Source organism: Streptomyces rishiriensis, from assembly GCF_003112535.1.
In the GTDB taxonomy this organism is placed as follows: domain Bacteria; phylum Actinomycetota; class Actinomycetes; order Streptomycetales; family Streptomycetaceae; genus Streptomyces; species Streptomyces rishiriensis.
Window position 1 is genome coordinate 315,285 of sequence record NZ_BEWA01000004.1, and the last position, 12,443, is coordinate 327,727.

Annotated in this window: 11 protein-coding genes; 8 read left to right on the forward strand and 3 right to left on the reverse strand. The window is 70.5% G+C overall.

Going from position 1 to position 12,443, the window contains the following annotated elements; all coding sequences use genetic code 11:
• Positions 1-82 precede the first annotated feature (82 nt).
• Positions 83-337 (forward strand): DUF397 domain-containing protein, encoded by a 255-nt coding sequence (locus Sri02f_RS08445; protein ID WP_109000456.1) that lies wholly within the window; start codon positions 83-85, stop codon positions 335-337.
• Between the two features lie 64 nt (positions 338-401).
• Here the strand turns inward: Sri02f_RS08445 and Sri02f_RS08450 are convergent, their stop codons facing one another.
• A complete protein-coding gene (locus Sri02f_RS08450) occupies positions 402-572 on the reverse strand; it encodes a hydrophobic protein (protein WP_069770632.1) in 171 nt (56 codons plus the stop codon).
• A 194-nt stretch (positions 573-766) separates the two neighbouring features.
• On the reverse strand, positions 767-2,005 hold the full coding sequence (locus tag Sri02f_RS08455) for a phospholipase D-like domain-containing protein (RefSeq protein ID WP_245970522.1): 1,239 nt from the start codon (positions 2,003-2,005) through the stop codon (positions 767-769).
• A gap of 692 nt (positions 2,006-2,697) precedes the next feature.
• Here Sri02f_RS08455 and Sri02f_RS08460 point away from each other — a divergent pair.
• The 7 genes from Sri02f_RS08460 to Sri02f_RS08490 all read left to right on the forward strand — a co-directional run bounded on the left by Sri02f_RS08460 (position 2,698) and on the right by Sri02f_RS08490 (position 11,713).
• A complete protein-coding gene (locus Sri02f_RS08460; protein WP_373865079.1) occupies positions 2,698-3,999 on the forward strand; it encodes a S53 family peptidase in 1,302 nt (433 codons plus the stop codon).
• Between the two features lie 414 nt (positions 4,000-4,413).
• The gene (locus tag Sri02f_RS08465; protein WP_003991275.1) at positions 4,414-4,722 is read left to right on the forward strand and encodes a DUF8827 family protein; all 309 of its coding nucleotides are present in this window, start codon (positions 4,414-4,416) and stop codon (positions 4,720-4,722) included.
• A gap of 201 nt (positions 4,723-4,923) precedes the next feature.
• On the forward strand, positions 4,924-5,772 hold the full coding sequence (locus Sri02f_RS08470; protein WP_109000458.1) for a DUF8175 domain-containg protein: 849 nt from the start codon (positions 4,924-4,926) through the stop codon (positions 5,770-5,772).
• Positions 5,762-7,099 carry a hypothetical protein gene (locus Sri02f_RS08475; RefSeq protein ID WP_109000459.1) on the forward strand — a complete coding sequence of 446 codons (1,338 nt, stop codon included), beginning with the start codon at positions 5,762-5,764 and terminating at the stop codon, positions 7,097-7,099. The genes Sri02f_RS08470 and Sri02f_RS08475 overlap by 11 nt, the downstream gene beginning before the upstream one ends.
• On the forward strand, positions 7,096-8,655 hold the full coding sequence (locus Sri02f_RS08480) for an SCO6880 family protein (RefSeq protein ID WP_109000460.1): 1,560 nt from the start codon (positions 7,096-7,098) through the stop codon (positions 8,653-8,655). Before Sri02f_RS08475 ends, Sri02f_RS08480 begins: the two co-directional genes overlap by 4 nt.
• 9 nt (positions 8,656-8,664) lie before the next feature.
• Positions 8,665-10,095 carry an ATP-binding protein gene (locus tag Sri02f_RS08485; protein ID WP_109000461.1) on the forward strand — a complete coding sequence of 477 codons (1,431 nt, stop codon included), beginning with the start codon at positions 8,665-8,667 and terminating at the stop codon, positions 10,093-10,095.
• A 16-nt stretch (positions 10,096-10,111) separates the two neighbouring features.
• Positions 10,112-11,713, forward strand: a complete 1,602-nt coding sequence (locus Sri02f_RS08490) for a type IV secretory system conjugative DNA transfer family protein (RefSeq protein ID WP_109000462.1) — start codon at positions 10,112-10,114, stop codon at positions 11,711-11,713.
• Between the two features lie 69 nt (positions 11,714-11,782).
• Here Sri02f_RS08490 and Sri02f_RS08495 read toward each other — a convergent pair whose 3' ends face one another.
• Positions 11,783-12,337 carry a GNAT family N-acetyltransferase gene (locus Sri02f_RS08495; RefSeq protein WP_109000490.1) on the reverse strand — a complete coding sequence of 185 codons (555 nt, stop codon included), beginning with the start codon at positions 12,335-12,337 and terminating at the stop codon, positions 11,783-11,785.
• Between the last annotated feature and the right edge of the window lie 106 nt (positions 12,338-12,443).

Genomic DNA, 12,443 nt, shown 5'->3' on the forward strand with positions numbered 1-12,443 from the left:
GGAAGAAAGCCCACCGCCGGCGCCCTCCCGCCCCTTCACGCTTGCTCTGCTTCCCTTCTCACCTCCCTCAAGGACACCAGCCGTGACCGACATCCCCGCCGACCTCGTGTGGACCCGAGCCGCTCCCCCGGACGCGACCGGCCCCGGCCCCTGGATCGAGATCGCCTTCGGCGCGGGGGACGACGGCGAGGCCCCCGTCTATCTGAGGGGAACCGACGCCCCGGAGACCGTCGTCACGACGAACCGCCGTAAGTGGGACGCATTCGTCCTGGGCGTGCAGGCGGGCGAATTCGACCACTTCGTGGAAGGCGTGCTGGAAAACGATCCGGGCGAATGAACGACGGAAAGCCGAAGGGCCCTGTCGACGATCGTCGACAGGGCCCTTCTCAGCGGATTTCCGTCTACCAGCGGTACCAGCGGCCCTTGCGGCCACCGTGTCCGGCGGGGCGGACCACGAAGCCCACCAGCCAGACCGCCAAAACGATGACGGCAATCCACCACAGTGCCTTGAGGGCGAAGCCGGCACCGAAGAGAACCAGCGCGAGAAGCAGAACAAGAAGCAGGGGAACCATGATTATCAACCTCCGCAGAGTCAGGTGCCCCACGAAATCCCCTTCACGCCCACAAATTTTCGACGCATGTCTGCGGGCATCCGGGTAATACGGGTCTCCGGCGTCGGCGGAATCGGCGGAATCGGCGGAATCGGCGGCGGAACGGCCGCGGAATCAGACCGCGGGACCGAGCGGCGCAATCGCCTGACAGGTCTTCAGAGGAATCGGCGGATCGGCAGGACGGCGGTCTCCCGGGCCCGTTGCAGCGCGGAGCGCCGCTTCCAGCGCCCCTCCCGGATCAGCTCCGCGGCTTTCACGTCGTCGTCGAAGTGTCCGTCCAGCGTGGCCGTGAACTCCTGGTCCAGCACGGCCAGCATGATCTCCTCGTCGTGGTCGAGGGACCGGCGGTTGAAGTTGGTCGAGCCCACCAGCGCGGCCACGCCGTCGACGGTGATGACCTTGGCGTGCATCATCGTCGGCTGGTACTGGTAGATCTTCACGCCGCAGCCGGTGAGGTCCTCGTAATAGTGCTGGCCGGCCAGCTGGCAGACCCGCTTGTCGGTGTGCGGGCCGGGCAGCAGGATCTCGACCTCCACGCCCCGCCGGGCGGTGGCGCACAGGAGGTCGATGAAGAAGGCGTCCGGTGAGAAGTAGGCGGTGGCCAGCCGGAAGCGCTCCTCGGCGGACTCCAGCATCACCCGGATCAGGGTCTGCATGTCCTGCCAGCCGAAGCTGGCCGAGCCGCGCACCACCTGCACCACCGCGTCGCCCTGCGGGCGGTGGGGGACGAACCGGTCGCAGTCGTCGAAGAGTTCGTCGTGGCACTCGGCCCAGTTCTGCGCGAAGGCGGCGGCGACGCCGTCCACGGCCGGCCCGCGGACCTCGACGTGTGTGTCGCGCCACTCGTTCTCGTCGCGGGCGTTGCCGCACCACTCCTCGGCGATGCCGACCCCGCCGGTGAAGGCCGTCTGCTCGTCCACGACGAGGACCTTGCGGTGGCAGCGGTGGTTCTGCTTGAACGGCGACAGGGTCAGGGGTCTGCGGAACCAGGCGATCTGCACGCCGGCCCGCTCCATCTCCTCCAGCAGGTCCTTCTCGATCAGCCGGCTGCCGAACCCGTCCAGCAGCAGCCGCACCCGGACGCCCGCCTCGGCCCGGTCGGCCAGCGCCCGCGCGAACTCACGGGCGATGTCTCCGCGCCAGTACACGAACGTCATCATGTCCACGGTGTGCCCGGCGGACCGGATGGCCGCGAGCATCGCCGGAAAGATCTCGTCGCCGTTGCGCAGGGCGGTGAGCGAGTTGCCCTCGGTCGCCGCGATGCCGATCAGCCGCTCCAGCCGACGACGTATGCGCGTGGCGCGCTCGGCGTACTCCGCCACCGGCGGCGGGGCATCGGCATCCGCATCGACGGCGGGGGCGGGCGGCTCGGTCCGGTCCTGCGTACTGGTCATGGGTTCACCGGCCGGCGCTCAGAGGGGACAGGCAGCCGCGTGGCCCGGTCCGGCGCGGGACGCGGCGAGCGGACTTTACTCCGCCTTCACCTCATGCCCCCTCTTTCGCCTCGCACGACACAGCGGGGCCGCTCCGCTCTGCCATGCGGGCTCGGAGCGCCCCGCCGGCCTCCGTCCGGCGGATCGGCGTGACTGCTCGATCCGGGGGGCGGACAGCGGTCGAAGGTCGGCTCACGCGGGCGGACGGACGGGCGGACGGGCGGACTGCCGGTCGGGCAGCGGTCGACATACGACTCAGGCGCGCGGTCGGGCAGCGGTCGACAAGCGACTCAACCGGGCAACCGGGCAACCGGGCAGCCGGGCAGCCGTCGAGGGTCCGCTCGGGCGCGGCCGCGCGGCGGTCGAGGTCAAGTTCCGGCCATCCACGCACCATCCGCCCGCCATTGATCAGCAATCCCCCAACCCCCTTGAGTAAGGCGGAAGTCAGGATTCCACCGGCTGCCTTGTTGTCGCGTACTCAACAAGGGAACAGTCGTCCGCGGGCCGCCGCCCGCCTTCGGGACCTCGTACCGACGGCAAGCACCACACCGAGCACCACCACCCGCACTGCCCCTGCCACCCCACTCCCAGGAGCGTGTACGTTGCGTACGACCACCCCCGACTCCTCTGCCATATCTGGCAGATGGCGCCGCATGGGCGCTTCGGCCCTCGGCGTCACCGCCCTCGTGCTCGCCGGACTCGGCACCGCGGCCCACGCGAGCGCGGCGCCCGCCGCCACCGCCGGAATCACTTCCGCCAAGACCACTGCAGCCAAGGTCACCTGGGCGGCCACGCCCTGTGCCACCCCCAAGCACCAGGGCGACCTGACCTGCAACTCCTTCCGCGTGACCGGCGGCACCACGGCCTTCCAGAAGGAACGCGCGGCCGAGACCGGCAAGACCGCCCAGGTCACCCCGAAGGCCGCCGCCGCCAGCCCCACCGGTTACGGCCCCTCCGACCTCCAGGACGCCTACGGCCTGACCGACGCGGCCTCCACCGGCGGCTCGGGCGAGACCATCGCCATCGTCGACGCCTACGACGACCCGAACGCCGCCGCCGACCTCGCCAAGTACCGCTCCTACTACGGCCTCCCGGCCTGCACGGTCGCCGGCGGCTGCTTCAAGAAGGTGAGCCAGAGCGGCTCCACCACCTCCCTGCCCACCGCCGACAGCGGCTGGGCCGAGGAGGAGTCCCTCGACCTGGACATGGCCAGCGCGGTCTGCCCGAACTGCAAGATCCTGCTCGTGGAGGCCACCTCCTCGTCCATGGCCAACCTCGGCAAGGCCGTGAACGAGGCCGTGGCGCTGGGCGCGAAGTTCGTCTCCAACAGCTACGGCGGCTCCGAGTCGTCCTCGGACACGTCGTACGACACCTCGTACTTCAAGCACGCCGGCGTCGCCATCACCGTCAGCGCGGGCGACGAGGGCTACGGCGCGGAGTACCCGGCCGCCTCCAAGTACGTGACGTCCGTGGGCGGCACCGCCCTGTCCACGTCCTCCAGCAGCCGCGGCTGGACCGAGAAGGTCTGGAACACCAGTTCCACCGAGGGCACCGGCTCCGGCTGCTCCGCGTACGACGCCAAGCCCACCTGGCAGACCGACACCGGCTGCGCCAAGCGCACGATCTCCGACGTCTCGGCCGTGGCCGACCCGGCGACCGGCGTCTCGGTCTACGACTCCTACGGCGTCACCGCCGGCTGGTACACCTTCGGCGGCACCAGCGCCTCGTCGCCCATCATCGCCGCGGTCTACGCCCTCGCCGGCACCCCCGGCAGCAGCGACTACCCGGCCGCCTACCCCTACGCGGCCGCCGGCACCTCGGCCCTGAACGACGTCACCAGCGGCAGCAACGGCTCCTGCTCGTCGAGCGCCGCCTACCTCTGCACCGCGAAGTCGGGCTACGACGGCCCCACCGGCCTCGGCACCCCCGAGGGCACCGACGCCTTCACCGGCTGACCCTGCATCACATCCGTCACACAGAAACGCCGCAGTGGGCCGTGGGGGCCACACGCGGTGAAGGGCGAACGGGCCGCGGCGACAGCCGCGGCCCGTTCGCCCTTCTCTGTGCGGACCGTGAGATCTTCGTCATGAGAACATCGAAACGTACGCTCACCCGACCGGCCGTCAGAAACGGCACAGGGCCGTGAAGTGGGCTAACGACGGAACCACACCACAGGTTCCGCACCGACCTCATTGCCCGGCGTTACCTGCCGTGATACACAGAGTGACCATACGAGCCAATCGTACGAATCCGGTCCGTCAATGGCGTCAAGTCGACATACGACGGCGACTTTGTCGGCGAGAATGAGACGCGACCTCTGCACACCGGCAGAGGCTCTGCGGAACTACCCACCAGGGGCGGTGACTTACATGCTGTTTGCGGCCGACAAAGGCGACATCAACACCATCATCGGCGGGATCGCGCCGGACTGGGGGCCCTTCGGCAGCCTGGGCAACGAGGCCAAGGTGATGATCGAGGTCGTGATGGCGGTCGCCATCCTCCTCTGCCTCGGCATCGCCATCTGGGGCGCGGCCAAGCAACGTATCGGCGCGACCGCCCTGCGGGACACCTTCAGCGCGGAACAGGGCAAGGGCCTGATCATCGCCGGACTGACGGGCGTCTTCATCATCGGCTCCCTCGGGACGCTGTTCACGATCGTGTACGGCATGGCCGTCTAGCCGCGTCCCTCCGTACCACCCCCGTCCCGTCCGGGCGCGCCCGGCCCGCCACCCCCACCCACCTGTCGTGCCCACCGGCTGAGGTTGCGTTTCCCTGATGTCCCTGATGTCGAGTCACCACACCGCGCCCGCGCGGGAACCAGCACGGCTACCGTCGTACTACCACGCGTTCCGGTACGGCAACGAGGGGGCGTACCCGGCATGACTCCCGGCGACGAACACGACTACGGCGAACCCGCGCGCGCCGAAGGGGGTCGCGGCTACGGCGGCACCCGTCTGCGCCTCCCCGAGAACGACCCCTACGGCGGAGCCCGCAGAGGCGGCCGCTCGTCGTCACGCAGCCTGGTCACCGTGGTCGGCGTCGTCGTCCTGCTGATCGCAGCGATCGCCTTCGCGAACCGTGGAGGAGGCGATTCCGCGTCGACGTCGACCGGCGGCGGCAAAGCCGACAAGCCGGCCGCCACCAGCACGACGGCCACGGGCACGAAGCCCGTGCAGTCGAAGACGGGCGGCATCCCCTCGGGGTTCGCACGCACCCGGCAGGGAGCCGAGTCGGCCGCCGCCAACTTCGCGGTGGCGCTGGGCTCGACCGGCATGTTCCAGAAGGACAGCCGGCACGACCTCGTCGACACCGTCTACACCGCCGCCATGGCGGCCAAGCTGCAGACAGCGATGGACCGGGCGTACTCGGCCGACTTCCTCGGGAAGATGGGCCTCGACGCCGACGGCAACGCCCCCACGGGCAACACGTTCGTCTCCCGCGTGGTCCCCATCGGCACGACGGCCCAGTCCTACTCCGACAGCAGCGCCAAAGTCGCTGTCTGGTACCTGGGCCTCATCGGCATGTCCGGGACCACCTCGACCGATCCGGTCACCTCGTCGTGGAAGACCTGGACCTTCGACCTCCAGTGGACCGACGGTGACTGGAAGATCGTCCGCGACACCCAGCAGGACGGCCCCGCCCCCGTCCCCGGCGACGACCCCGCCGCCACCTCCGACGTGATCAGCAAGGCCATCCAGGAGTACGGAGGGTTCACGTATGCCCGGTAAGCCGCGCCGTCTGCTCCGGCTCGCCGGAGTCGTGACGGCCCTTCAGACCTCGACCGTCCTGCTGGCCTCCCGCGCTCTGGCGGCCCCGTCGCCCTCGCCCTCGCCGTCGCCGTCGCCGTCGGACAGCCTGGACTGCCGTCTCATCTCCGGCGAGGCCAAGAAGTACTGCAAGAAGGGCAACGCGGGCTCCTCCACCACCACCCCCAACGTCTCCGACACCCTCGACCCCCTCTCCTCGCTCGCCAAGGGCTGTGCCGACGCCGCGTCCTGGACCGTGGACAAGCTCAGCGCCGCCGTGAAGGACACGGCGAACGTGGACTTCACCAACGAGAAGTTCCTCCAGCAGTACGCCGTCGTCTTCGCCGCCTCGACCGTCCTGACGCTCCTGCTGTGGCTGCTGGCCGTCGCCAAGCGGGCGGTGCGCGGAGTCCCCCTCACCACCGCCATCGGCGAAGCCGTCGGCTTCCTCTGGCTGACCGTCCTGGCCTCCGCCTTCACCCCCCTGATCCTCTACACCGTCGTCTCCGCCACGGACGGCATCACCGACGTCCTCGCCAAGACCACCGGCAACCAGACCGACACGTTCTTCGGCACCTTCTCCGCCGCCCTCGCCAAGGGCGAGAACATCGGCGGCGGCCCGATCATGCTGATCGTGGTGTCCCTGGTGTCGATCCTCGCCGCCGGAGTGCTCTGGCTGGAGCTCGTCATCCGCGCCGCGCTGCTCTACGTGGGCGCCCTGCTCGGCACCGTCGTCTACGCGGGCCTGGTCGACAAGAACCTGTGGAGCCACGTCCGCCGCTGGGCGGGCATCATGATCGCCGTCATCCTGGTCAAACCGGTGATCGTGATCGTCCTCGGACTGGCCGGGGCGCTGTCCGCAGGCGACGGCCCGAACGCCTTCTCCGCCGTCGTCTCCGGCCTCGCCATCATCCTGCTCGCCATCTTCGCCAGCGCGATGATCTACCGCTTCGTCCCCGGCTTCGGCGACGAGATCGCCAACGGCCGCAACAACCGCATCATGCAGGGGGCCGAGGGCAAGGCCGCGGCCGTCATCAGCTCCCCGGCGACCCTCGTCGCCCAGGGCATCAAGACCCACAGCACCCGTGCGGACAACAACGGCGGCGGCCAGTCCGGATCCTCCGGCGCCCGCCCCTCGAACCCCGCCAGCGGCGGGGTGGCCGCGCACAGCTCGCGCGCCTCGAACGGAGGCGGTGGATCTGTCCCCTCCGCCGCTCCCCCGCCCCGCGCGAGCAACCCGGTCAACACCCCGCACGCCGGCAACACCCGCAACAGCAGTACCAACCGCACGGGAGGTGAAGGGCGTTGACGACTGATTCCCACGTGTCCCACGCGGTCACGCCCCGCCGTACATATCTGATCGGCCGCGCCAGGCCCAACGCGATCGTCGGCCGCAACCGCGAGTCCGGCGAGATCGCGCTCATCGTCCTCGGCGCGTTCCTCGGCATGATGTGCGGCCTCCTCGTCCCCGTCCTCGCCCTGCGCATCGTCCTGCTGAGCGGCTTCCCGATGCTCGCCGTGGCCGCCGTCTACGTGCCGTACAAGCGCCGCACGTTCTACAAGTGGTTCGAGATCAACCGCAGCTACAAGCGCACCCTGCGCCGGGGCACCACGTACCGCTCGTCCGCCGTCGAGGCCGGCACCCGGCTCGACGGGCAGGAGATCGAGATCGGGCCGCCCCCGGGCATCGGCCGCATCAGCTGGCTGGCCGCGCCCTTCGGCCCCGACGAGATCGCCGTCCTCCTGCACGCCGACCGCCGCACGGTGACGGCCGCGATCGAGATCGAGGGCCCGGGCGTCGGCCTGCGCGACAGTGAGGACCAGGAGGCCTTGGTCGACCGCTTCGGCACGCTCCTCAAGCACGTGGCCAACGGCGACGGCTTCGTCACCCGCCTGCAGATCCTCGCCCGCACCCTCCCCGCCGACCCCGACGCCCACGCCAAGGACGTCGCCGTCCGGGGCGACGAGCGCTCCCCCGACTGGCTGGCCCGCTCCTACGACCAGCTGCAGTCCATGGTGTCCACGAGCAGCGAGCAGCACCGCGCCTACCTCGTCGCCTGTATGCACTTCACCCGCGAGCTGTCCGCCGAGGCCCACGCCATGGCCCGCGCCGCCCGTCCGCAGGCAGGCCGCAGAGTCGACCGCGACGCCGGCCTCGCCGTCGTCATGGCCCGTGAGCTCACCGACATCTGCTCCCGCCTGCAGGAGGCGGACATCCGCGTCCGCCAGCCCCTGGGCCAGGGCCGGCTGTCCTCCCTCGTCCACTCCATGTACGACCCGGACCACCCGATCGACCACATCCAGGCGATGACCAAGCGCAACGCCTGGCCGGCCGAGCTGGACGCCATGGAGCCCACGTACCTCCAGGCCAAGACCCGCGAGTCGACCACCCGCGCGCCCTGGTGCCACGCCACGGCCTGGGTGAAGGAGTGGCCGATGACCCCGGTGGGCGTCAACTTCCTGGCCCCCCTGCTCGTCCACACCCCGGACGTCATCCGCACGGTCGCCGTCACCATGGACCTCGAACCCACCGAGGTCGCGATCGAACGCATGCTGACGGAGAAGACGAACGACGAGGCGGACGCGAGCCGCGCCGCCAAGATGAACCGCACCGTCGACCCCCGCGACGTGGCCGCCCACTCCCGCCTCGACCAGCGCGGCGAGGACCTGGCGTCCGGCGCGGCCGGGGTGAACCTGGTCGGCTACATCACCGTCTCCTCGCGCAGCCCCGAGGCGCTCGCCCGCGACAAGCGGACGATAAGGGCGTCGGCCGGAAAGTCGTACCTGAAGCTGGAGTGGTGCGACCGCGAGCACCACCGCGCGTTCGTGAACACCCTCCCGTTCGCCACCGGAATCCGAAGGTAGGGGCTGCACATGCGGGACCCGATGTCCGTCCTCACCGACGCCTTCACGTCCTTCCTGTTCGGCAAGGTGGAGACGACCCGCCTTCCGGTCCGCACCTCCACCGGCCAGGCCCAGGCGGTCTACCTCCCCACGGCCGCTCCCGGCCTCGGCGACTCCGGCGTCATCATCGGCCGCGAGGTCTACTCCGGGAAGGGCTACATCTACGACCCCTTCCAGCTCTACGGCCAGCAGCTCCCGGCCCCGCACTGGCTCGTCCTGGGCGAGTCGGGCAACGGCAAGTCGGCCCTCGAGAAGACCTACGTCATGCGCCAGCTGCGCTTCCGCGACCGCCAGGTCGTCGTCCTGGACGCCCAGGGCGAGGACGGCGTCGGCGAATGGAACCTCATCGCGCAGGCGCTGGGGATAACTCCCATCCGTCTGGACCCGACGGCCGCGCTCGACCACGGCATCCGCCTCAACCCCCTGGACCCGTCGATCACGACGACGGGCCAGCTCGCGCTGCTGCGCACGATCATCGAGGTGGCGATGGGCCACGGCCTCGACGAACGCTCCGGCTTCGCGCTCAAGGTCGCCCACGCCTACGTCAACGAGACGATCGTCGAACGCCAGCCGGTGCTCACCGACATCGTCGAGCAACTGCGCCACCCGGAACCGGAGTCGGCGGAGGCGATGAACGTCGCCATAGACGACGTGCGGGCCTGGGGCCTGGACGTGGCGCTGGTCCTGGACCGCCTGGTCGACGGCGACCTGCGCGGCATGTTCGACGGTCCGACGACCGTCGGCATCGACCTGGACGCCCCGCTCATCGTGTTCGACCTGTCCCACATCGACCGCAACTCGATCGCCATGCCGATCCTGATGGCCATCGTCGGGGTCTGGCTGGAGCACACCTGGATCCGCCCCGACCGGGTCAAGCGCATCTTCCTCGTCGAAGAGGCCTGGCACATCATCAACAGCCCGTTCGTCGCCCAGCTCTTCCAGCGCCTGCTGAAGTTCGGCCGTCGGCTCGGCCTGTCCTTCGTGGCGGTCGTCCACCATCTGTCCGACGTGGTGGACGGAGCGGCCGCGAAGGAGGCGGCCGCCATCCTGAAGATGGCCTCGACCCGCACGATCTACGCCCAGAAAGCGGACGAGGCGAGGGCGACGGGCCGGGTGCTCGGCCTGCCGAGATGGGCGGTGGAGATCATCCCGAGCCTCACTCCCGGCATCGCGGTCTGGGACGTCAACGGCAATGTGCAGGTGGTGAAACACCTGGTCACCGAGACGGAACGACCGCTCGTCTTCACCGACCGGGCGATGACCGAATCCTCCGCCGAACGCACGATGTCCGACGACGACGCCCTGCTCGCCGCCGAACTGGAACAGGAACGCCGAGCGGCGGCCTTCATGGAACAGCACCTGGCCGACTTGGACGGCTCGTCCGAGTCGACGGTGGCGTAGGCGGGGAGGAGTGGCCATGAGACCGGGTGACGAGCAGCGGCGCGACGGCCAGGGAGGCGTCCCCGACGGCCTGCTGGTCGGCATACTCGCCTTCCTGCTCGGCATGACGCTGCTGGTCTGGACGGCGACCGGGCTGGCCGCCCTGTTCGCGCACGGCTCCTGGCCCGCGGGCGTCGCCTTCACCCGCACCCCGCAGGCCATGCGCCACCTCGTCGCACAGCCCCACGACGTCCCCGGCGCCTGGCCGGACGCCGAAGCGCCGGACCTGTCGGGCTACGGTCTGTTCTGGGGCCTGTTCATCGGTGAGCTGATGATCCTCTTCGTCGTGACGGTGTTCGCGATAGGGACATTCGCCCGCTGGAAGGCGGTACGGGCCAGGAGACGCGCGGAAACCCCGCGTACGGCCCGGGAGCAGGCCCCGCCGCCCCACCACGAGGTGCCGACCCAGCGTCTCGAGACCGGCCCGCCGGCTCCCACGGCGACGGAACCCCTCCCATCCCAGCCCGCTCAGCAGCCCCCATCGCGACACCCCAGCCCGCCGGCGTCTCCGGCACCGGTACCGGTGCAGGTATCTGCGCCTACGCCCGTGCCCGTACCCGTGCCCGTGCCCGTGCCGGGTGAACGGCCGGCTTCTCCCGTACCGGCGGATGAGCGGCCGACCGGCTGGGAGGCGAGCCGCACCGAGGGCGGGGTGCACTACGCTCCCGCGGACGTCCGCCTCGCCACCGCCGCGCAGGCCGTGCGCGACGCGGAGGGTCCCGCCCTCGTCCTCACCTCCGACCCCGCGCTCTGGCAGGACACCAAGGACGCCCGGGGCAAACTGGGCCCGGTCCACCTCTACGACCCCGCCCACCGCTGCGACACCCCCGCCCGGCTCCACTGGTCCCCCACCGCGGGCTGCGAGGACAAGGCCACCGCGGTGGCGAGGGCGACCGCCCTCCTGGCCCCGGTCCGCCCCACGGCGCGGCTGGACCAGGCGGTCGCCGAGACGGCCGAAATCCTCCTCCGCAGCTATCTCCACGCCGCGGCCGTCGACGGACGCACCATCCGGCACGTCCACCGCTGGTCCCAGGGCGCCGGGATCCAGGAAGCGGTCCGCACGCTCCGCACCAACCCCAAGGCCGCCCCGGGCGCGGCCGGTGAACTCGAAGCCGCTCTCACCGCGCACCCCGAACGCCGGGACATCGCGCAGGAACTGACCTCCCGGGCCCTCTCCGCCCTGTCCACGATCAACATCCGCGAGGCATGCACTCCAAACCGAAGTGATGCCCTCGCCTTGGATTCCTTCGTGGACGAAGGGGGAACGCTTTATGTGGTCGGCGAATCCCTTGAGGACCCCAGGACGAGCCCCGGCGCGATGCCCCTCCTCACGGCCCTCGTCTCCAGCGTGGTCGAGCGCGGCCGGCGCATGGCCGAACGGTCATCCTCCGGTCGCCTCGACCCACCACTGACCCTGATCCTCGACGACGTCGCGGGCGTGGCCCCGATCCCCCAGCTCCCGGACCTGCTGTCCACCGGGCGGGACCGCGGCCTGCGCACTCTGGCCCTGCTCCGCTCCCGCGAACAGGCCAAGGCCCGCTGGCCGCACCACGAACTCCCGGCGCGCCAAGGCGGGTGACCGCAGCAGTGCCCGACCGCCCTCCCCGGCTCATGGCTCATTCGCCCACCCGCTCATCCGCTCATCCGCTCATCCGCTCACTCGGGCCCGGCCCGGCGGCTCGACGGCCATCTCGATCTCCCGCTGCTCCTCGAAAGCGACCCCGGTCGGCGAGAACCCCAGCCGCCGATAGCACGCGAGGGCCCGCCCGTTGTCCTCGTGCACCACGAGCCGCACCCGCTCGGCGCCCCACGACCACGCCCACTCCAACGCGGCCTCGAACAGCGCCTCGATCGCCCCGGTCCCCCGGTGCTCGGCGCGCACGAACACCCCCACGACGCCTCCTTGCAGCCGCTCGACGGCCGCCCCGGCCCAGTCGACGCTGCCCGCCGCCTCGACCAGCACGGTGACGGTCCCGGCCCACTCCCCGTCGGCCGTCTCCGCGACGAACTGCCGGGCGCCGGCCGCACCTTCGGCCCCGCCGGCGGTCCGCTCCCGCCAGAAGTCGTCCGGGCGGGCGGCCGCCTCGTCATACGTCTCATAGAAGGCGAGATCGGCGACCGGATCCCGCAGAGCCAGCAGCCTCAAGGCCTTCACGGAGGCCCAGTCGTCCGCCCGAACAGCTCGAACCACATACGTGTACATGAAAAGCACCGTAGTGGCCGAGCATGGCCCCGCCCACCTCTTTTTCCGTCGAGGCATAACGCAGAAAACCCCCGCACCATAGGTGCGGGGGTCTCCCATAAAATTT

Bases quoted from the DNA above. Each gene is read 5' to 3' on its own strand.
- Sri02f_RS08450 (WP_069770632.1), bottom strand. From the start codon at position 572: ATGGTTCCCCTGCTTCTTGTTCTGCTTCTCGCGCTGGTTCTCTTCGGT.
- Sri02f_RS08455 (WP_245970522.1), bottom strand. From the start codon at position 2,005: ATGACCAGTACGCAGGACCGGACCGAGCCGCCCGCCCCCGCCGTCGAT.
- Sri02f_RS08460 (WP_373865079.1), top strand. From the start codon at position 2,698: ATGGGCGCTTCGGCCCTCGGCGTCACCGCCCTCGTGCTCGCCGGACTC.
- Sri02f_RS08465 (WP_003991275.1), top strand. From the start codon at position 4,414: ATGCTGTTTGCGGCCGACAAAGGCGACATCAACACCATCATCGGCGGG.
- Sri02f_RS08470 (WP_109000458.1), top strand. From the start codon at position 4,924: ATGACTCCCGGCGACGAACACGACTACGGCGAACCCGCGCGCGCCGAA.
- Sri02f_RS08475 (WP_109000459.1), top strand. From the start codon at position 5,762: ATGCCCGGTAAGCCGCGCCGTCTGCTCCGGCTCGCCGGAGTCGTGACG.
- Sri02f_RS08485 (WP_109000461.1), top strand. From the start codon at position 8,665: ATGCGGGACCCGATGTCCGTCCTCACCGACGCCTTCACGTCCTTCCTG.
- Sri02f_RS08490 (WP_109000462.1), top strand. From the start codon at position 10,112: ATGAGACCGGGTGACGAGCAGCGGCGCGACGGCCAGGGAGGCGTCCCC.
- Sri02f_RS08495 (WP_109000490.1), bottom strand. From the start codon at position 12,337: ATGTACACGTATGTGGTTCGAGCTGTTCGGGCGGACGACTGGGCCTCC.